This is a genomic window from Hanamia caeni (assembly GCF_003721595.1).
Taxonomy (GTDB): Bacteria; Bacteroidota; Bacteroidia; order Chitinophagales; family Chitinophagaceae; genus Ginsengibacter; species Ginsengibacter caeni.
The window spans coordinates 545,900-566,361 of the sequence record NZ_RJJR01000001.1 but is presented as its reverse complement, the minus strand read 5'-3'; the positions used below and the strand labels follow the sequence as shown (position 1 = coordinate 566,361).

Sequence of the window (20,462 nt, the reverse complement as noted above, 5' to 3'; positions counted from 1 at the left end):
ATTCGGGGGTTAAAATTAATAAAACACCTTAAATATCCAAAGCTTAATAGAAATTTTCCTTACCTGGTGAATGGTAAAATGAAATTTATGTTTATTACCCGTAATCTTTTGAACCTATTTTAATCTCCCACAAGATGATAAGGACCAACAAAGTAATCGTGATCGTTGCAGGCAATGATTGAGTAACGGGAAGCCAGCCAGAAGTAGCGTTATTTTCCCTGGCATAGTCGCAAAAATTATCCGGTCCCAGGCAACCTTTTATCTTTAAGGTGCATTTATCTTTTTATAAACATCCTCAGTCATTGTTTTTATGGATATATCACAACTAATCAAAGAAGCGAAGCAGGGAAGCACTGCCGCACAGAAATGCCTCTTTGATGAAATGGCGGATAAGTTGCTGATGATTTGCCGCCGGTATGTGAAGAACCGCGAGGATGCAGAAGAAATGATGCTTAACGGATTTTATAAGTTCTTTAAAAATTTATCTTCCTTCAGCTACCAGGGCGATGCGGCTTTATTTGCATGGCTGAAAAAAATCATGGTCAATGAATGCCTGATGTTTTTGCGAAAGAAAAATGTGTTTACCATTTCATCCGACCTGGTGGCAGAGGAAGTTTCATTGCAGGAAGAAGCGCTGAACAACTTATCAGCCGCTGAAATTTTTAACCTTGTTGTGCAACTGCCGGTGGGTTACCGCACTGTCTTTAACCTGTATGAAATAGAAGGAATGAGCCACAAAGATATTGCGGCATTGCTCAATATTTCAGAAGGCACTTCAAAGTCGCAGTTGAGCAAATCAAAAGTTTTATTACAAAAAATGTTGCTTAAAAAAGGCGTAGAATATGTCAAACGAAAATCACAATAGCATACATAACTGGAAAAGCAAGCTGGAAGAATTACAAAGTTTGCCAGGTGAAACCATGCCGGATAAAAATGCAGCCTGGGAAAAGATTCATGCAAGGCTGGAAGGCAAAAGACCCGCAAAAAAACCGGTATGGTACTGGCTGGCAGCCGCTTCTGTTGTGTTTTTATTGATGGTAACTATTTTTATTTCAAATAAAAATAGTGAGCAGATGCCTGGCACGGCGTCAAAGCAAATTCAACCTGAAACAAAACAAAAACTGACGGAAGAGAATGTTCCTGCCAAAACAGAAAATCATCATAAAGATTTGTTTACTGCCGAAAACCCGGCACTCCAGAAAAAAAGCATCCCGGTTATTTTTGATAAACGGAAACACAATGAGACGGCACAACAAAATATCGCAGAAAGGAGTAAAGATGAACTTCGCTTGTACGATTCCGTTAATGCGCAGGATCAAACAACAGTAACGATAAATAACCCTTTGCCTGCCACAGATACCGCTTCCCGCATCGCCTCAGTGATGCCGGTAAAGAAAAGATTACCGGTGGTACAGATTAATGAATTAGGCGATCCTGATGACCTTCCACAGGTGGCACACAGTTCCGAAAAGTCATCTGTTCCTTTTCTAAGACTGGGGAGCGGCGAAGTGTATAAAAGTCCTTCCTCCATAACAAAGAATTTTGCAACGATCAATTTTAAAACTTCTCCAAACTAAAATAACATGAACAAATTATCCATCGTAATGATGCTTTTGATAAGCATCCCGGCAAGCGTTTGCGGCCAAACCAAAACCAGCAGTACAAGCGATAAAGCTTTTGCAGTGCCTGAAAATATCATCATGTCGAGGCGCTTTTATATTGACCTCGGCAAGAAAAATAAACTCACGATTGAAGTGACAGATCTTTCGGATCTTCAAATAATTGATAATATGGATTCGATCCTGGAGGTTTTTAAAAAGGACATGGCGCCTTTTAAAGATTCTTTTTCGAATCAGCTTACTTCAAAAAAAGTGGATTATGTATCTGATGGCAAGGGAAGAAAAAAGATCCGGTTTCAGCAATTTCAGCCTGGGGGAACCAGCTTCCTCCTGGACAATGGCCAACTGGCTTCGCTGAAAACAGAACAGGACACAGTAAATATTATCGGCGTTATTACCAATCCTCCAAAACCTGAAGATCGCATCAACACAAGCAGACCCCGCTATTACCATCTTACCTTTTACTTAAACAATATAGAGGAATTGGCTACCTATATGAATGGGCGTTTAAACGAAAAAATAAAAACGATCCGGAATAATATCACCGGCAAATGGCCCACTGTTTTGGGAACCGGCTATCACTATATCAAAAATGACGCAAGCATTTATGCCGATCATCCCAAAGGCTTTACCAACGCTGGCAGCGGAGATTTTATAAACGGCTACATCACCGTTAATGTACAGAATTACAAAAACTATTTTGTGCCTTCTTTTAGTGTAGGAACACAACTAACGCTGACAAACCGCGACAGAAGTTACAAGTGGGTGCCGGGATTATTTTGGGAACCGCATTTTTTATTTGCGAAAGATGCCGACGGTAAATTGCGGACTTACAGGAATGATTTTCTCACACTTACCTACGGGCAGGGTGGCACTACTGACCGTGATCCGCACAAGGATTTCTCTTACAGTGCGGTATTTTCCCTCGGTTATCTTATCAGGCGGGAAGGAGAGTTCATGGAGAAAAACACTTTCCGTTTAGGCGTGGGTAGACTGAAATTGTCAAAGACCACTATCGAGCCTTCCATGTATTTCAATAACTTTTTTAAAGGTGTTACACCCGGAATCAGGATCAGCCAGACCTTTTAAAATAAAGCGTTTCATGTGTTACGGGGATCGGGTAAACCGTGTGGGGGGGTCACCTCAACGCTGAGCTGTCAAAAATTCCACCAAAAATTTAGTAAACCTGTAAAAAGACTTCATTTTCTAAATAAAGATTAAGGGGAACCTGTTTTGCTTTCAATCACTCAAAAAATAGTAGTTCGTGGGGGGAGGAAGGCGTGGATAAGCGCCTGGAACCTAAAATCCATTTGCTTATGCTTGCACCGGTTTCTGTTTCTGTGACCGGCCTTCACTTGATTTTGTGTTCTATCCGGCTTTACAAAAAGTAGTTACCATGGTTATGCAGTGATGGAGTGGCGGGAATTCCAGGACTGTAGATATACGTCAGTGCCGGGTGAATGTTACCATTAAGCGTTACAAGCATGGAAAAGGCAGAAAGGAATCGCTGAGCTCCGGGGGTAACCAAATAAATAGCATAATTTTTTTTTGTAATCACAGTCAGGCCTTACGCTGGCGCAGGTCTGGAATGAAAGTTAACTTTTACCTGATCAGTGTAACAGTTCCTTTTTCGGTTTTTAGAGGCATATTATTAAATTGGTAATTACAATACCATACATAAATGCCTGCGGGCTGAAATGCTCCTTTAAATGTTCCGTCCCAGCCAATCCTTTGATCATTGGTTGAAAACACAACCTCTCCAAACCTGTTGTATACCTTAAGAGAATATTTCTGCAGGAGCGATCTGATAACCGGCTTGAATTGTTCATTTATTCCATCACCGTTTGGTGTAAATGCATTAAAAAAATAAATCTGGCCAGAACAACTTGGTTTCTCCGATACGATAATGGTATCTTTTCCTATACATCCATTTTGGTCTGTAACGGTAAGTTGAAAAGCACCAAAGTCTTTAACACTTATAAAACTGCCCGCTTCTCCGGTTGACCATTCATAATTCATGAACTGCTTTGTGGGTTGCAATATAACTCCGTCTCCATAACAGATTTCCATTTGATACGGTAAAAAATTTTCAGGTTTATTGTAAACATTTAGAATGTTGATGGTGTCAGATGCAATACAACTATTTTGATCAGTAACTTTCACCCAGTAGACACCCTTATTATATACGGTTATGGAATTATCGGTGATTACTCCATTACTCCACTCATAGGTTTTATAGTTATCGGGCAGAAGATGAATAACTGTGCCTTCGCAAATTGAAGTGTCGTTACCCAAAAAAGGCTTGATAAAAGGATATTTATTAACCTGGATCGTATCCCTGGAAATACAATTATTGGAATAAGTAGCACTAAGGAAATATAAGCCTGGAGAGGTTACCTCGATTGAAGAAGAAGTGCTGCCCTCACTCCAATCATAATTTGCAAAACCGGTTGATGCCGTTAAAATTATCGACTTGTCCTCACAAATTGAAGTATCATTTCCCAGGTTCAGGGATGGAGAAGTATTTACGGTTAGGAGGAAAGAATCTTTTAAAAAGCAACCCTGAAGAGTTTCAGCGGTTGCATAATACCAGGTGCTCTTTAAAGGGCTTACTTTTACTGTACTTCCATCAGAAATCAAATTCCCCGAAGGAGCCCATTGATAATTTGCATAACCTCCATTAGCCGATAAAATAACCGTATCATTATTACACTTTTCGGGCGCACCAGTGATGTGGAAGTTGTTTTCAATAAATGTCACTCTTATTGAATCTATAGCTTCTTCTCCACATTTATCTGCTACTTTCACAAAATAAACGCCCGGAGAGGAAACGGCAATAGTTGAATCGGTGCTTGAATTATTCCATAAATAAGATGAGTAAGCTGCTCCGGCGTGCAGGGTGATAGTGCTTCCCGAACAAATAGTTGTATCTGATCCAAGATTTAATGAGGACGCTTTTAATGAAACGGAAGCCAGAATACTATCCGTTTGTATCGAGCAACCGTCTGCTATGGTGGCATAAACAAAAGATTCACCTGTCTTTTGCGGAACTAACCGCATACTATCTGCTTTTGATGAGATCAATTTAAAAAATGTGGTGTCGTATTTCCAGGTCGCGACAGCGCCACACCGATTATCTGCGAGATAATACACAAGCGTATCTTTTTCATTGCATTTATTCCCCCTGACGGATAAAACAACCGGCGGGCAATCGCTTTTTTTATTAACATCCAATGTTGCGTCATACGCCACATCAAGCGATATTGGATTAATATCAGCCAGGGCTACACTTTTAACATTAATAACAGAATCAATTCCCGAACTGGTTTCGGTAGTGCTGATTGCAGAAGTATTGAGAACAGCAGGCGCAGGACTGTAAGTTCCTGAAGCATTCGGGCTGATTTCACCATTACCATTTAACTTCATTAAAAAGGCATTGGTGAAATAGGGATCCTTATTCCTGTTAGCAGTACCTGCAATTGTAAAACCAGTTCCATCGGGATGAATGTTATATACAAAATGAGTAGGCAGGCCCGGATAATTTTTTGACCATTTTACGGTTCCGTTTTTATCGAATCTTGAAACATTCAATTGGGTGCCGGTGGTTGTTCTTACCTGGTTGCTCATCACGAAATCATTTTGGCCGGTAATGGCAACCGTTGGGCGGTCTTCATCGAGATAATCAAACCTGTTGGTTAAGTAGGTGATGGGATCTCCCTCAAATGATATTGCACTAACAGAAGAACCGGAGTCAGTAACTTTTAGAAGGTAAATGCCAGGCTGCGACATATATGGGTTAATAGCCACCAGGTTATTTATAAATGCATATAGCGTGTCATTGCTTACAATTAATTTATTCATCCTCACCAGGGTACTTTGAAAGACAAATCGCTTGTCCCAAATATTTTTTCCGGTTGCGTAATCTAATTTTTGCAGCCCTATTTTATCCTGGTCATAACTATTGTATGAATCATTTGAAATATAAACAGCATCTTTAGTACAAAAAACAGAACGGAAGATGGGAGCGGCGAAGGAATGAAAATGAGCAAGTTCCTTTTTCCATACTACCTGCAGATTGGAATCAAACCGGATTACATAGGAAAATAGAGAGCCGGTACCGTAACCATCATTAACAAGAATAACAAATCCCCCATCCGGTGTAGCAAAAACATCACTCATCTGTGCATATTCTAAATTGTAGCTGGCGTTTAATTTAAGTTTTTTTGCAAAAAGAATGTTTCCGTCAGTATTTAATTTATAGATATCTAATTCACTATGTTCGATATGATTCAGTGTGTAATATTTGTTAGCGAAAGCAATAATATTATTGTCATTGGATATCACTCTTTCGAACAGTTGGTTGCCTCCGGTAGTTCCTATGTTCTTAGCCCAGTCAACGTCCCCATTTTCCTTAAATTTCACGATCAATCCATTTCTTTCTATATCTCCTACAGCCACTTTACCACCATCAGATGTATTCACAAAATCGCGCAGAATACTAAATCCGTTTGCTGCATACTCAATAAGCGAAGTGTTATTGCATCCCGGAGGCAGGGGTGTAATATCTTTACAATAAATGCTATCACATATTCTTTTTTGAGCAATTGTAAAAGAAGTCGTGGTGAGAGAAATTGATTCAGCTATTACTACAGTCAGTGGCGGCTCTTGAATCCAGGAAAACGGCTGCTCTGAAATAGTAGCTGTATCCATAACAAAAGTATTTCCCCCGGCCTGGCAATCGCCTGTTTCACCCATGGCATTGGTTCGCGATACGATCATTTTATTAATTGCACCATTGTTGTAATCCGGGTAATAGCCTGCCGAAACACTGCCTCCGGCGCTGGTTGTATCTACACTGTAATTTTTTTGTCCATGATCATACCACAGATTTGATTGAAACGCACTCCATTGTATCAGGTTAAATTTGTTAAACTTAATCACGTCCGGATTGTAGCCCCATTTATTCATAGAAAGCAGCAGCAGGAATCCGTCTTCAGTTCTTTTTAAATACGATGCTTCATTACCAGCCCAATCCTCTATTACACTCTTATAGGTTTTATTGCCCTGCAGGTCCATCTTAACAACAAGCATTTTATTGAGCGAACTATTTTTTAAACCGTAAGAAACCTGGTTATCGTAAACTTCCATATCCGTAACTTCCTGGTCAATAGTGCTGTCTCCGGAATATAATTTTTGAGAGGCTATCACCGAACCATCCATGCTTTTCATCGTAGTGATTACACCCTTTCTTTTCCGGTCAGTGTAAAAGCCGCCCACATAAATTTTGTTATTATCAAATCCTATCGAGGTAAAGCTGGTGGCGGAATGATTATCAAACCGGCGAGCCCATTGTATTGTTCCATCTAATGCTATTTTAAAAACAACAGGATTACTATTTGTACTGCTGTCATTACTGTTAAATGTACCAATTAAATCGCCATCAGCAGACTGTTTTATTGCTTTTATCCTATCAATAGTATTTCCTGGCAGTCCCAATTGCTTGCTCCAGATTAAGTTTCCATTACTACTTACATTTACGAGCAGGATCTTTCCCCCTGTATGCCCAAATGAAGTAGTAGTACCATACAACAAATAACTACCATCATGAAGAAGGTCGATACCACTAAACCTGTCTTCAACATTTCCTCCCAACATGATGCTCCATATAACAGAGCCGGAAGAGGATAATTTAATTGCCATCGCTTTATAGGGTGAATTTGCAGATAAAGTGCCTTTCCCGGCTATCAATACTTCACCATTACTTAAACTTTTTGTTGCAAAAGGTTCAATATTTCCTGGTGCCGTGTATTCGTGCAAATAGCCATGATCGCAAACCATTTGTGCATGGCATATAAAACAGGCAGACATATTTAGTAACAGGCTAATCGTAATGTTAAGCGTATATTTATATAAGTGCATCTTAAACAGGAAAGCGTTATACTTTTTACAGTGATTTGGCTATTGATCTAAGCAGTAGCTATAAAATAAAACGAAGATAAAAAGATATTAGTATTGTTTGTCTGAACTAATTATCAGGATACAAAACTGACGCAGTCCGGCGTCAAAGTAAGTTCGATTGTTATCATCGCAAACTCAACACTGCGGCGTCATTTGCGGGTTTTAATAAAGCAAGATAAAGTAACGCTCACGCACAGGTCAGGAGACCTGCGCCAGAGCGCAATGACGTACAGATTAGCAAATACACTTACTATTCAAAGGTCGTCACTTCCAATAACTCTCCAAATATTTGGATGATTCCTATTAACACCCAAATAGAGGGTTTGCGAAACTGAAGCAGCATTTCCTCCAGGTCTGCCTTATTTATGATACATATTTTTCCAACTGCTGAATAAGCCAGCCAGCCGTTTTTGAGCCATTTGCCGAGCGTTTTCGGATGCACATGAAGTTTTTGTGCCAATACTGACCACTCATACCAGGTATCTGAAAATACGATTGGTTTAAACTTATCCTGTTCTTCTTCCAGCTTTAATGATTTAATTAATGCTGCATCCTTGCTCATGGCCAATTTTACAGCCATCGCTTTGGACAATTCCTCGCTGGTGGGTTTAAAATTACTTAAACGTGCAGAAGTTGTTTTCTTTTTTTGTGAAACGGTTTTGGTTGCAGTTACATTTTGCTTTCTCATATATATTGGTTTTTAATTGCAGTTATGTTTGGGAAACTCATTAGCACCAAATGCCTGTTAGCAGGTAAAGAACTAATGCGTCATAAATATAAACTGCCGAATTGTTTATTGCAAGAAAAATCGCGGTTTTTTTTGGGAAGCTATAGCACAAACATCCGGGATGAATCATTAAAAAAAGGTTACCACCGTCCAGGTGATAACCTTATCTGTTTCTGAATTAACGGTGACATATTTATTGTGCGAACCATACAGCCACCGTGCTGTATGCAATCTGCTTTCTGCTTCCGATTACTGCAACTCTTACCCAGTATTGTTTTCCGGGAACAAGGCCCTCCCAGGCAAATTTGCTGCTGCTGGAATTTTTACTTATCCAGGCAGTGTTGTCATCCGGGAGTTCGGTTGTCATCTGGTGCACATAACCGGTTGCAGCCTTCTGGCCCTTCACCATGCTGATCATCTGTCCGCTGGTGATGCCCTGTGAAACAGTTACGTTTCCGGGGTTAGCGATGTAGCGCACTTCCCTGGTTTTTACCAGGGTAAATCCGCTGCTGATCAGCATGGCTTCGTTACCATTGGCTTCAGCCATTACGGCCAGGCCAAGCTGTTGTAAAAGGGCAGTCAGCTCAAAACGGCTTTGGTTTTTCTGAGCAACCGCATTTTTGTCGTTTGTAGCCGCTGCAGCAAGATCTGCAGTGTACTTATCGAGTGCTGTTTTTACCACCACAAGAAGCGTAGCAAGGGTTACAAATGCTGTGTTGTTGATCAGTGAGTCGTAAACGTGCTCACCATTTTTCCGGAAATTAACATCGGTGAATCTGCTGAATGAAATACGAATTTTTTTCATCTTTTTGGGTTTAAATTTTTTGGCCAGCATATCGTGGTTAATGGTATAAACTTCTTTTCGTTTTTCATATTGCAGGCCAGGGCATCAATCTTATCATCGTTCCTCCAAAATGCCCGAAATTCCTCCAAATTCCCAAAATATTTTTTTTGGATAGGAAAATAAGCCGGTTTAATGGATGAAACTGACATAAAAAAAAGTATTTTTTGGCCCCGCAAAATCACCCTTCTTTCCGGTTATTCCCACAAATTATAATGGTAAACTTGAGTGATTTGCTGGCAGACAATCGCCATTGCATCTGAAACAATCGCCATTGCATCTGAAGCAATCGCCATTGCATCTGAAGCAGTCGCCATTGCATCTGAAGCAGTCGCCATTGCATCTGAAACAGCCACCATTGCATCTGAAACAATTACCATTGCATCTGAAACAATCACCATTGCTTCTGAAGATATCGCCATTGCATCCGAAGATATCGCCGTTGCATCCGAAACAATTGGCATTGTCTCTGAACAGATTGATAAAGAGGTGACACCTTTTGAAAAGGTGTCACCTCTTAAACACAAGTTGTAATTTTCACACGCCCGGTTATTCTTATAGCACGTCCGGTTGCGATTTTTGCACGTCCGGTTATGATTTCAATACGTTTGGTTGTGATTTCCACACGCCCGGTTATTCCTATAGCACGTTTGGTTGCGATTTCAGTACTCCCGGTTATGGCTTCCATACGTTTGGTTATGATTTCGGTACGCCTGGTTGTAAATATTGTACGCCCGGTTGTAAGTATTATGCATACGGCAGTTACCAGGGAGGAGCCTGTTTTAGGTTCTCCGGATTCTGCGCCCGCCAGCGCATTGTTATTATTATTCTACGAAGCCACCGGAATTTAATTTTGAAAGATCGTTTGGTGGAGTTAGTATCTGGGGAAAAAGAAGTTGTACAGTAAACGAGGAAATAAATGGTTTTTTATTTTGGTGAGTGATGGAAAAAATGATGCAACGTTTTGCCAGATGCCGTTGTCAATAAAACCAAATGTAAATATTCTCTAAATTAAAACGCCCTTTAATGAAAAACATATTCTTCATTTTAATAGTTTTCATATTTGTTACTACTCCCGGTTGCAAAAAGGATGATATAACTGTTGCGGATAATTCCAACCTTACCGGGCAGTGGCAATGGCAATATTCGGAAGGTGGTTTGGCCTTTCATAAAATAAAGGCGGAAAATAACAGTGTGCTTTTATTGAACTTTAACCCCGATTCCTCTTTTTATGTAACTGAAACCGGAAAGCCTCCTTTAAAGGGAAACTACTATGTTACAGGTGATACAACTTCCGTAAAAGTAATTCACTTTAACTCTGATCAGTTTGGCGACCCCACTGGAGAAGCATATACCATCGAAAATAACCAACTGATACTTACTGATTATATGATCTCAGATGGCTTCAGGCATTATTATAAAAGAGTAAAATAAATGGGCTGGAGAGGTAACTTAAGTTTAGCGCTTTGCCCCTAGACGACAACTGGCGCAAGCGTCTCGCTTGTGTTTTAAATGATTAAAAATCTTCTTTTTGAAAGTATGAACCGGAAGTAAGGATGTTGATTAAAGATGAGTAAATTATCTTTTGTTATCAGGAATTAGCGAAAGCCAAAAGAGTTATGTTTGTGGCCGGGCACGAATTGCAAATTTCTCTTTCATTCAGGATTAGTAACGAACAGTCACAGGTCGGAGGCCTGCGCCAGCCGGGTGTTTCTGAAAGCGAGTTATCCGCTATTACTTTTTTACCAATTCTTTCCTGATACGGCTTAATGATTGTGGCGTGATCTTAAGATAAGAGGCGATATATTGTTGCGGAACTTGCTGAGCTACTTCAGGATAACGCTTTATAAACTCAAGATACCTGGTTTTAGCATTTCCAAAATTTAAAAAATCATTGTCCTTTAGTTTGTTTAACAATGTAGATTCCGAAACGCTTTTGAAAAAAATATAGAGGCCCGGGATTTCAACAAATAGTTTTTCAATAGACGAAAAGTAAATCCAGGATATCTGGCAAGGCGTTACTGCCTGTATGGCGTCTGTGGCAGGCTGTGCCGAATAATAACTTATCATATCTGCAAAAAATTGATTTTCTCTCACAAAATATTTTGTTGCATCATCCCCTTGTTCATCTGAACTAAATGTTCTCAAAACACCCTTCTCCACAAAGGCAATCTTATCAGCTATCTTGTTGAACTTTTGGAAATATTCCGCTGGCTTTAGCGCCCGGTGTTGGAATGCTGATGCGATGATAGCAATGTCGCCTTCCGGCAGGATGCCGCCAAATGATAAAGCCGATTTTAATTTTTCCATCTTAGGTTACAATTTTGTTTTCCAAAACACTTTGAGCGCACGATAGTATGGCTTCTTTGGATGATAAAGGCTGCCATTGTAATTCTTTGGCGGCCTTACCGGAATCAATTTTTCTTCTGCGATTTTCAAGTAACACAGGTTTCAATAGTGGCTGAAAAATAGAAAATATTTTTGTCACCAAATCAGGAAGCACTATAGAAGGTATTTTCCTGTCCGGATATTCCTGTTTTAAAATTTGTGCGATTTCTTTATAAGTAAAATGTCCCGAAGCGGCAATGTACCTGTTATTTGCAGCTTGTGGCATTTCCATAGCTTTAATCAGTAAGTCTGCAACCGACCTGACATCTACTATATCAAATTCAATTTTAGGCAATGCGGGAAGACTGCCATTTAACAGGCTGATAATAATGTTGGCAGACGTGCCATAGTCATTATCTATTACCGGGCCTAAAATTGCTCCCGGGCAAATAGTAGCCAATTCCAACCCGTTTTTTTCCTGCTTTATAAAATCCCAGGCTACTTTTTCGGCTATTGTTTTACTTCTGTAATAGGGCGTCGTGTCTTTAAGATTAGAAACGTCTGTCCAGTCATTTTCATCAAAGATAGTATCCAATTCTTTTTTTGTTTTGCCATAGGCGATCGAGCCTAAAGACGATACCATAACTACCCGTTTTACCTGGTTGGTGCTGGCAGCTTTCAGAATATGTAAAGTTCCATTTTTAGCAGGGGTTATAAGCTCATCCTCGTTCGCAGGAACTGTTCTTGGAAAAGGCGAGGCAATATGTTGTATGTAATCTACATTTTTGGTAAGCTTAAGCCATATATCGTTGTCATCCAGGTCTGCTTCAGCAAAAGCCAGGTGGTGAATGTTTTTTGTGTGCTTACCAATGACTGCTTTAATAGCATGTATCCTGTTTTTGCTTCTCAATGTTCCGACAACTTCATACCCCTTATCTAAAAGCTGAATAGTCGTGTGAGCACCTAAAAACCCTGTTACACCTGTTACTAATACTCTTTTGTTTTCCATTGTTTATTGTTTAGTGCAAAGGAAGAAAACAATACACTTGCTGCAATTACCATTTGGTAAAAAATTGATCATTGGACATTACAGATTATCGCCATCGACATGGTTCGAACCTTCGCGAGCCGGAACCGCTTGCTGGCTCTGGCGCAGGCCTCCTGGCCTGTGCATGAGCGTTACTTAAAACCCCCACTGGCGTAAGCGTCGCGCTTGTGTTTTTAATGATTAAAATCTTCTTTTCTCCAGTACGAACCGGAAGTAAGGATGTTGATTAAAGACGAGTAATTAGCGAAGGGCAAAAGAGTGATGTTTGTGGCAGGGCAGGAATTGCGGATTTATTCTTTCATCCGGGATTAGTAACGAACAGTCACAGGTCGGGAGATGCGCCAGCCGGAAGAATTTGGGATCGATACAGTAAATGAAGAAATAACGGTGATTGTTATTTTGGTGTTGTGATTAAGTAGCTGGTAGCACGTGGTGCCGCTTCAAAATTCCAGCAGAATTTAGTAAATCTATAAAAGGTCTTCATTTTCTAAATAAAGAGTAAGGGGAACTTGTTTTGCTTTCACTCAAAAAATAGTGGTTCGTGGGACACGAACCAAGGCGTGGCTAATTAAGGCAATATTACCTGCAAGTAAGCTTCACTGCATATTTGCTCCAGTTGTCATATCCATCAATCCGGAGTACAGTTTTGCCATTCAAACTGACCCAGCTAACTTTTAAAAATTCAGGATCTTTTTTTGGAATATTGAGTTCATAATAGTTGTATCCCGATACCTTATTATCACAGGCTTTAATCAGCCTGGCTTCATATTTTTTGTTCCCAAATAAACTGTCAAGTGTAACCTGGTTATTATATTTTTCCGAAGGCTGGCTAAGCATGCTGAATGAGGAATATCCGCTTCTTGCTCCCTTCAGCATAAGCTGCCATTGCAAAGGTGTGCTTCCCAAATCGTTAGTTAAAATGACTGTCGCATTTCCGCGCCTGTAAAAATTAATACTCGTGTCTTCACTCATTATGATGCCATCATCTTTCCATTTCACCGGGTATTGTTTTGGATTATCTACCGCCCAGTCACCTACATTTTCGTAACCGGTGCTGTCGTACATAAAATTTTTTATGAGATCATATAAACCGGTTTTAGTGGTTTGTGCAGTGACCTGCGATTTAATTGTCAGCAGCATGAGAAAAAGGAAAATGAAGCGCATATTATTCATTTAGATTTTGAAATAAATGGCTCCATTAGTAAGAGGCGTGCTCCGGAAAATCAGCCAGTGAAGGTTTGCTTTTCCGGAGCAGGAATATAAAATTAACGTAATTAACGGAATAGATTTTCTGTAAGCGGCGATTATTTTAATTGCAGGTTTTTACTATATCTATCATATCTTAACTTAAATTTTATATGGTACGTGCGAACATGAAATCCAGGGGATGAGGAAAAGAAGTTGTTGGTTGTACTTATCCGTGGGAAATTCAAACCCTCGAACCGCAAACGAACTCAAGAGTTTGCTGCTCGTATTTGATTTGCAAAAAAAAGTTGCTATCTCTGATAAGCAATGGAGCGTCATAAGCATGGCCAAGGCAGAAAGACATTGCTGCCAGGTTTGCACCAGAAAAAGACTTTGACTTCAATATGATTTTGGATACTTGACCATTTTTTTTATTTTCGGCTCACTAATTTACTTTTATGGCAGATGTCCGGAACGAGGATATAATTACTTATTTCCAAAACCGCAATAATCGTTTCAGAAATTCAGTAGGAATGGAGTTTGGCAAAGCAGAGGGAAACATGCTGTGGACGTTCTTTTCATTATCCAATCACGATTACGGGCCTAATGCCTTCGACATTAGCACTGAAGGAGATACTGTTGATGAATTTATTGCCGGTTTTAAACTGAATAAAACAGAAGATGTTGATCATCTCGGCTATACTCAAAGCTGGATGCGTTATCTTAATGGCGCGGCAGAAATAAGCGTTACGCCATGGGACTTAGAGGCTACGCTGAAATTCAAAATCAATAAACATAAAACGATCATCTTTAGCCTGGAACTTTATTTCTATGATGAGGTATATGAGCACTTAACCATTCCGGAAGATTTTGAAAGATATATTTCCTCTCACGAAAACAGGCTGGCGCTTGCCGGAGAGAACCGTTACAAAATGAACCGGAATTAAATAAGCAGCGCTGCTGCTGAATCTTTGCTGATCTCTTGCTTTATATTGATAAGCTGTAAAATATTCCTGCGACAGACCAGCAACAAGGTGGTAAAGTAACGCTCACGCACAGGTCTGGAGACCTGCGCCAGAGCGGTATACAATCAGAGCTGGTAAGGTAGGCTGAATATCATGAAGCCACTGCTCTTCCGATTCTTTTACAAATGCGCTGCTCATCATTTAGTAATTTAATGATTAAAATATACGGGGAGCAAAATGTAAACCAAATTTCTTACAAAAATTGGGATTTGGATGTACCGGCCTCACTGAAAGGGTACTGGCAAACTTTTTTTTTACAGTACGAAGCCGAAATTAAATTCTTACGCTTTGTGAAGCCGATTGATTGATAATCAAACTTCTCCAGTAATATGGAAAGATGTAGGTTCTATAATGCCTACTAGCTATTAATCCAATTATCCATAAGTTTTCTTTAATAAAATAATAATTGGCCTCTTCGCAATTATTTACATATTCTGTCAAAGTTATTTGCTTAAAATCCTCAAAGCTATCTAACAACTCGATATTGGAAAGACTGTATCCTGTATTTGGATAAGCACATTCTGTATATAGATTTTTCTCTGTTTCATTGTCCGGAAACCAAAGAATCAAGTCAATGTCTTTAAAAAGACGGTTTTTTAATTCAAAGAAATTCTGATATACCTCAGCATCATTTATAACAAGCGCCCACTCTGTAAGAATTAATAATAGGCAAGATGATTTATAGTCATGTTTTTTTCTCTTGTTAATATCAATATCCAATTCGTAAATTTCGTCAATACTGTTATTAAAAGATGGAGCAACATTTGAGAACATTTTTGCACGAGCAATGCCTTCATTAAATTCTAAAAGCAACGTTTTTATATCGTCGTTCTTTTCAAATTTGAAAAGTAAAAGAAAGCACAGATTAATTTCAATAATTTGATCATCAGCACGTGGACTAAAAACAATTACATTATTATTGAACACACCGATAATACCATTTACACATTCCTTCGCGTAATTTATCAGCATTGTAGCAATCTCAGGGCTCTTTGTTGAATATAATTCTGCAAATTGAAGAAATTCTAAACCAGATAAGGCTATAAGGCCTAAATGCTCATAAACCGCTAACGAATAAGTAACAGAATCATGACTATGCTTACTTAACCCATCCTTAATATAGCAGATAGGAAGAATTTTGTTTAAGTATTTATGAAGAAGATCATGACGAGTAATTAAGGTTTTGAAAAATTCATTAAAGTAGTCAACATCAGATACATTTCCATTTTCATTGATTATTTTCCACATTTGCAAACTTGTTATCTCAGAAAGCTTTAATCCTAGTCGTAAGTCATTTTCATATTCACAATAAGAAATAACAATAGTATTTATGAGATTTATTTTTCTTAGTTGTTTTAAATTCTGCTTTTTACTACTCTTTTTAAACTCTATTTGATTAACTATTTCTGCCAATAAAAAAATGTAATCCGCAAAATCATAATCCGGATTTGAAACATTAATAACTATCTTTCTCAACGCTCTTTTAGCCTTGTCTGAAAATACATTTTCATTAATCAATTTTTCTTGCACTAGTGAAACTAATGTTTCCAATTGCCAAATATCAAATTCATAATTTGGGTTCAAATCAGCAAAACCGACAAAATTTTGTTGAATAGCTGAATCATTTTCACCGTTATGTGCTACAAGAATTTTTATTGGAAGATTCTTATGGGCAGGCAAAATGTTATTACGTACAAAGACTGTGGTTATGTTCTGCAGTGAAGGTTGTAAAGCCTGAGGCCCATTTTCCCAATTCTTTCTGTCTAAATTACCTTGTTTAACAGTTATAAGAAACAGTTTTTTGATACCATCTTTCCAATCCGTCCCCACAGCATAAATATCAACACCATACTGTCTTACCCCTTTTTTCGGACTGAACACTATTTCAAAATCATACTCACGTAAAATGTCCTCAATGAGACTGTCAAGTTCCTTTTCCTCTTTTAAAGATGCGATATAGTCAGTGAAAATTAATTTCATTCTTTTGTATTTTTTGATAAGTTCTTCGGATATACTCTTGGTAAATAGGATTTAAAATTTCCCCCGAAGGAAATTCTGAAGTTACAGATATATGACCGAGGTCTCTAATTTCATGCTTTAGTTGTCCTGAACGACGTATTGCCCATTTGCTGGAATTTATCTGGGTATTTTTAAAAAGATTTGAAATCGAGTTTTTTCTTGCAGTCTCTGGCAAACCAGAGAATTGTTTCTGCATATAAAATCTCTTCAGCAAAAGATGTTCTTTATAAGGTTTTAATTCCTTATCCATCAAAATGCTTTTTAACTGAGTAAAATAGTTTTCGAAATATTCAATGGTCTTTTCAAATAATTCTTTTGCAAAAGCCGTAAGCTTATGTTCAATCAAAGATTTTTTTATAAGCTCTAAGGTTCCTCTATAGTTATAAGCCACATACTCAGTTAGAATAAAATACATCGCGGTGTTTAAACTGTCGTTTTCTTTATCTATCGACTCAACTAATGAAAGTATTAGTCTTTGTAATGCAACCATAGAATACACATATCCTACAATTTTATAAGCGATATAAAGTTTGTCCTCATTACTATAGTTTTCAAATAGATTTATGGGAATTTCAAAAAGGCTTTGATTAAGTTCGTGTATAGAACAAATCTCCCGAACAGCAAGATGTAAATATGAATCTTCCTGATTTAACCAGTTTATAAGTTTGGATTGAAACAAATGAAGGTCCTTTTGTACTATATGAATAAAAGCAGCTTTTAGCAAATTAATGTGCGCCATTATTTTCATTCTCGCCTCAAATAATTCATAAGCCTGCTGCAAATCTCTATCTGCAATGGAAATTAAAAAATAATCGAGTTCATTTTGGATAGAATCAATATTTTTAGCAAATAAAAAGTAACTGCTTTTTAGTTTCCAGGACGGTTCTATTTCATTTTTTTCGTCATTAATTAATAGTCGAATAATAGATCTTAGCTCGCTCTCATTCTCGGAAATCTTAATTATATTATCAATTTTTGAAAACAATTCTTGCCGATGCAATTGGAAAATAGAACATAGACTAATAAAATCACTTAACCTGAGATTCTCGTGATTAACTTTGTATAGAAGCAACTGATAATAAATATCAATTGAAGTTTTATCATCTAAACTGATTATTCCGAGCGCATGTAAAATTTTATAAGCATTACTTTCTACAATAATATTTTCAAGTTTTCGAATATAGTATTTATTATTCTTTTGTTGCTTTTCCTTTATACCCCTTAGCAGGGACCCAAGAATGAGATTCACGGAATTATTTGCAGCTAATTCAACTAAATCACGATCTATTTCAAGATAAACAGTCTTGCTTCTAATGATCCATTCGTAAATATATTTTGCAATTCCATTAAGAGCTAAATCCTTTGATTGCTTTTCAACAACTAATGAAATCCATACAATAAATTCATCAAGTTTTGCATTAGAAATTGGTAAGGTTTCAGCTAAGAGATGAATTTCTTGCCAGTCGTTTCCATTGAACCCTTCAATAAATTTTACCCAAGAACTTTTACGTCGATATAAAGCATGCACTAGAGAAATAAACGCCAAATCATTATGTATTTGATATGCCACTTTATATATTGGAATACTTCTAATTTTTTCTAATACAGTTTTGTAATTCGATGATTTGTGAAAATTATATTGATTAACACATAGATTAATGTAAATATCCAATGGAATATCATCAGAAATAGTAGGAATAAAAGGTTTAAATAGCTTCTCTTGATGAATTACATGTGCCAGTGTAGGGCTATGTATTTGATTGTTGTTATGATCAATTGCTTCCTTTTGAGGACTGGCTTTCAAACAAGCATTTAGTCTTTTTATTATTTTTGGGTCTAAGCTATTTATGTATTTAACTAGACTTAAAGTTTTTGTATAATCTATATTCTTAAACATGAATTATTGAGATTAAAGTGCTATATTGAACATGTGCTCATAATCTTTGCTGATTTTAGTGAAAATAAGGTCACGTAAGCTTCGATCAATTGCTGTTTCAAAATATTGTGAGTATGAATTTTATATCATCTCGATACCCCTCTCCTGCAAATATTCAAACGTTCCATCGTAATATTCCGGCTTCCTTGTTGCATCTCCTACATTACTTCTGCAACTATAATTCAGTTTTTTTATTTGCCCATTGTAATATTAATCCTTCAAGGATTTGTTTTTTATTTAGGGTTTCTGATATATTCTGGTGTAAAAATTTCTTCTGATCTGGGGGTAATGATTTTGTGGCTATCAAATAAGCTCTTCGGGTCCATTCGCTGTATCGTGCTTGATCTTCCTTCAATTGATAAATCCAGGACGCATTTTCATAATTAATACTATCCAAAAGAATTTTTCGTCTAACATCCTCATTGCCCTTTTTGAAAACCTTTATTAATTCGCTAATGTGATTTAATCTTTTATTATATACAAAAAGATTTAAAAGAGATATTTGATAGAAGGGATTGTTTTCTACCATTTCATCCTCCATCAGATTTATAATAAACTCGCCTATATTCTTCCAATCTGATTGGTAATTTTCAGCACACGAATTAATATAAAGACACATGTCATTAAGAGCAGGAATTAATTTTTGAAAATTATCTATGGAAAAATCTATAGCATGAGGAATTCCTATTTGAGATAGCCGCCTATAAAGCCAGCGAAGCTTTTCGAAATTCTCTACTTCAAGGTATTCATTCAATAAGTTAATAATGTTTTCGCGGGAAAGTATTTTTAAGTCCTCGTCTTCAATTTCATTTAAGTTGATTTTTGTATAAGAGTTTCCACCAGTGTATTCCCTAATTATTTCGACGATTTCATTTTCAGTTTCATAAGCGGGCTTTTCCATTAGCATTTTTTGGACATAATCCATGAATGCAGTGGTGGTAAACTTTTGGGTTTTTTGACGTTGTAGAGTTAATCTTTGCTCTTTATCCAAAATCTCAGCAATTTGAAGGATTCTAATTCTAGCTTCTTTTTCGCCTTTACAAAAAAACACCATATCGTCTACATATCTGAAGTATTTAATATTTTGAAAAGAAAGATTTGCATCTACTGGAATCAGACTCATTTCTGCAAGTAGGTGAACACTATGTGGTCCTATAGGAACTCCTCTTGAAGTTGATAAATTAAGTTTCTTAATTAAATCAATAATTCGTTTTTGCACTTGGTTAGGAAATCCGCAATCGGTTAATTGGTTTTCAATTGTGTGTAAATAGATCTGATTATAAAAATCAGAAATATCGCAAGTGACAACATACTTGTATGTTTCATCAAAAATATATTTATGATCATCTTCATCCCAAGTAGAAATTTCATTTCGACACGCTTGCCAGAAATCGTTCCAAGCTGTTTTATTGCCATACATACTTCCATCTGTTGTTGGCTTAAATCTATAGCTGAATACTACGGTTTCAGGCTGTCTCTTTTGCTCAATTAAGAATCCGAATTCATAAAGTATTGCGCTAAGTAATATACTGTCAATTGGGTGAAGTTGAGTAGCATTCCTATAAGCCATATTATCTTTAGGCACGAGGAAACGTCTTGCAGAATTCCATTGATAATTTGAGATATCAATATCAACTAAGGTTTTGATAAGACTTTCCTCCATCTCTCGAATAATTGATAACTCAAAAGGACGTGGAAACAAATCAGTATCACTTTCTTTTAACAAGTGTTTTATTGCCCAACGATAGGATGCTTCTTTTAATTTTGACATGTACT

General features: G+C 37.5%; 16 protein-coding genes. 6 read left to right on the top strand and 10 right to left on the bottom strand.

The features are described from left to right. Window positions 1-310: 310 nt before the first annotated feature. Genes EFY79_RS02610 through EFY79_RS02600 form a run of 3 tightly spaced genes read left to right on the top strand, consistent with a single transcriptional unit; the run spans window position 311 to window position 2,708 of the window. Window positions 311-865, top strand: a complete 555-nt coding sequence (locus EFY79_RS02610) for an RNA polymerase sigma factor (protein ID WP_123119098.1) — start codon at window positions 311-313, stop codon at window positions 863-865. Beyond that, window positions 843-1,577: a hypothetical protein gene (locus EFY79_RS02605; protein ID WP_123119097.1), complete on the top strand. Its 735-nt coding sequence runs from the start codon at window positions 843-845 to the stop codon at window positions 1,575-1,577. The genes EFY79_RS02610 and EFY79_RS02605 overlap by 23 nt, the downstream gene beginning before the upstream one ends. A gap of 6 nt (window positions 1,578-1,583) precedes the next feature. Continuing rightward, complete coding sequence (locus tag EFY79_RS02600; protein WP_148041835.1) at window positions 1,584-2,708, top strand: hypothetical protein; 1,125 nt, start codon at window positions 1,584-1,586, stop codon at window positions 2,706-2,708. Between the two features lie 513 nt (window positions 2,709-3,221). On the opposite strand, the gene EFY79_RS02595 is transcribed toward EFY79_RS02600, so the two are convergent. The 4 genes from EFY79_RS02595 to EFY79_RS21365 form a co-directional block, all read right to left on the bottom strand. After that, entirely contained in the window at window positions 3,222-7,487 is a 4,266-nt protein-coding gene (locus tag EFY79_RS02595; RefSeq protein ID WP_158605128.1) for a gliding motility-associated C-terminal domain-containing protein, read from the bottom strand. A gap of 340 nt (window positions 7,488-7,827) precedes the next feature. Continuing rightward, complete coding sequence (locus EFY79_RS02590) at window positions 7,828-8,265, bottom strand: helix-turn-helix domain-containing protein (protein ID WP_123119094.1); 438 nt, start codon at window positions 8,263-8,265, stop codon at window positions 7,828-7,830. Between the two features lie 232 nt (window positions 8,266-8,497). Then, window positions 8,498-9,109, bottom strand: coding sequence for a hypothetical protein (locus tag EFY79_RS02580; RefSeq protein ID WP_148041834.1), 612 nt, complete (start codon window positions 9,107-9,109; stop codon window positions 8,498-8,500). Window positions 9,110-9,342: 233 nt separating this feature from the next. After that, window positions 9,343-9,609, bottom strand: a complete 267-nt coding sequence (locus EFY79_RS21365) for a hypothetical protein (protein WP_158605127.1) — start codon at window positions 9,607-9,609, stop codon at window positions 9,343-9,345. A 129-nt stretch (window positions 9,610-9,738) separates the two neighbouring features. Here EFY79_RS21365 and EFY79_RS02565 point away from each other — a divergent pair, with 129 nt between their 5' ends. Together EFY79_RS02565 and EFY79_RS02560 are read left to right on the top strand one after the other, a co-directional pair. After that, complete coding sequence (locus EFY79_RS02565; protein WP_123119089.1) at window positions 9,739-9,996, top strand: hypothetical protein; 258 nt, start codon at window positions 9,739-9,741, stop codon at window positions 9,994-9,996. A gap of 175 nt (window positions 9,997-10,171) precedes the next feature. Beyond that, window positions 10,172-10,579, top strand: a complete 408-nt coding sequence (locus EFY79_RS02560; RefSeq protein WP_123119088.1) for a hypothetical protein — start codon at window positions 10,172-10,174, stop codon at window positions 10,577-10,579. A gap of 300 nt (window positions 10,580-10,879) precedes the next feature. Here EFY79_RS02560 and EFY79_RS02555 read toward each other — a convergent pair whose 3' ends face one another. The 3 genes from EFY79_RS02555 to EFY79_RS02545 form a co-directional block, all read right to left on the bottom strand. After that, window positions 10,880-11,455 (bottom strand): Crp/Fnr family transcriptional regulator, encoded by a 576-nt coding sequence (locus EFY79_RS02555; protein WP_123119087.1) that lies wholly within the window; start codon window positions 11,453-11,455, stop codon window positions 10,880-10,882. 1 nt (window position 11,456) lies between these two features. Continuing rightward, window positions 11,457-12,482: an SDR family oxidoreductase gene (locus EFY79_RS02550; RefSeq protein ID WP_123119086.1), complete on the bottom strand. Its 1,026-nt coding sequence runs from the start codon at window positions 12,480-12,482 to the stop codon at window positions 11,457-11,459. A gap of 618 nt (window positions 12,483-13,100) precedes the next feature. After that, the gene (locus tag EFY79_RS02545) at window positions 13,101-13,685 is read right to left on the bottom strand and encodes a hypothetical protein (RefSeq protein WP_148041833.1); all 585 of its coding nucleotides are present in this window, start codon (window positions 13,683-13,685) and stop codon (window positions 13,101-13,103) included. A gap of 479 nt (window positions 13,686-14,164) precedes the next feature. Between EFY79_RS02545 and EFY79_RS02540 the strand changes: the two genes are divergently transcribed. Continuing rightward, a complete protein-coding gene (locus EFY79_RS02540) occupies window positions 14,165-14,653 on the top strand; it encodes a hypothetical protein (RefSeq protein ID WP_123119084.1) in 489 nt (162 codons plus the stop codon). Between the two features lie 351 nt (window positions 14,654-15,004). Here the strand turns inward: EFY79_RS02540 and EFY79_RS02535 are convergent, their stop codons facing one another. The 3 genes from EFY79_RS02535 to EFY79_RS02525 form a co-directional block, all read right to left on the bottom strand. Beyond that, on the bottom strand, window positions 15,005-16,711 hold the full coding sequence (locus EFY79_RS02535; protein ID WP_123119083.1) for a hypothetical protein: 1,707 nt from the start codon (window positions 16,709-16,711) through the stop codon (window positions 15,005-15,007). Beyond that, window positions 16,692-18,647, bottom strand: coding sequence for a hypothetical protein (locus EFY79_RS02530; protein WP_123119082.1), 1,956 nt, complete (start codon window positions 18,645-18,647; stop codon window positions 16,692-16,694). Before EFY79_RS02530 ends, EFY79_RS02535 begins: the two co-directional genes overlap by 20 nt. A 214-nt stretch (window positions 18,648-18,861) precedes the next feature. Beyond that, entirely contained in the window at window positions 18,862-20,457 is a 1,596-nt protein-coding gene (locus EFY79_RS02525; protein ID WP_123119081.1) for an RNA-directed DNA polymerase, read from the bottom strand. Window positions 20,458-20,462 lie beyond the last annotated feature (5 nt).

Bases quoted from the DNA above. Each gene is read 5' to 3' on its own strand.
- EFY79_RS02610 (WP_123119098.1), top strand. From the start codon at position 311: ATGGATATATCACAACTAATCAAAGAAGCGAAGCAGGGAAGCACTGCC.
- EFY79_RS02605 (WP_123119097.1), top strand. From the start codon at position 843: ATGTCAAACGAAAATCACAATAGCATACATAACTGGAAAAGCAAGCTG.
- EFY79_RS02600 (WP_148041835.1), top strand. From the start codon at position 1,584: ATGAACAAATTATCCATCGTAATGATGCTTTTGATAAGCATCCCGGCA.
- EFY79_RS02595 (WP_158605128.1), bottom strand. From the start codon at position 7,487: ATGTCTGCCTGTTTTATATGCCATGCACAAATGGTTTGCGATCATGGC.
- EFY79_RS02590 (WP_123119094.1), bottom strand. From the start codon at position 8,265: ATGAGAAAGCAAAATGTAACTGCAACCAAAACCGTTTCACAAAAAAAG.
- EFY79_RS02580 (WP_148041834.1), bottom strand. From the start codon at position 9,109: ATGAAAAAAATTCGTATTTCATTCAGCAGATTCACCGATGTTAATTTC.
- EFY79_RS21365 (WP_158605127.1), bottom strand. From the start codon at position 9,609: ATGCCAATTGTTTCGGATGCAACGGCGATATCTTCGGATGCAATGGCG.
- EFY79_RS02565 (WP_123119089.1), top strand. From the start codon at position 9,739: ATGATTTCAATACGTTTGGTTGTGATTTCCACACGCCCGGTTATTCCT.
- EFY79_RS02560 (WP_123119088.1), top strand. From the start codon at position 10,172: ATGAAAAACATATTCTTCATTTTAATAGTTTTCATATTTGTTACTACT.
- EFY79_RS02555 (WP_123119087.1), bottom strand. From the start codon at position 11,455: ATGGAAAAATTAAAATCGGCTTTATCATTTGGCGGCATCCTGCCGGAA.
- EFY79_RS02550 (WP_123119086.1), bottom strand. From the start codon at position 12,482: ATGGAAAACAAAAGAGTATTAGTAACAGGTGTAACAGGGTTTTTAGGT.
- EFY79_RS02545 (WP_148041833.1), bottom strand. From the start codon at position 13,685: ATGCGCTTCATTTTCCTTTTTCTCATGCTGCTGACAATTAAATCGCAG.
- EFY79_RS02540 (WP_123119084.1), top strand. From the start codon at position 14,165: ATGGCAGATGTCCGGAACGAGGATATAATTACTTATTTCCAAAACCGC.
- EFY79_RS02535 (WP_123119083.1), bottom strand. From the start codon at position 16,711: ATGAAATTAATTTTCACTGACTATATCGCATCTTTAAAAGAGGAAAAG.
- EFY79_RS02530 (WP_123119082.1), bottom strand. From the start codon at position 18,647: ATGTTTAAGAATATAGATTATACAAAAACTTTAAGTCTAGTTAAATAC.
- EFY79_RS02525 (WP_123119081.1), bottom strand. From the start codon at position 20,457: ATGTCAAAATTAAAAGAAGCATCCTATCGTTGGGCAATAAAACACTTG.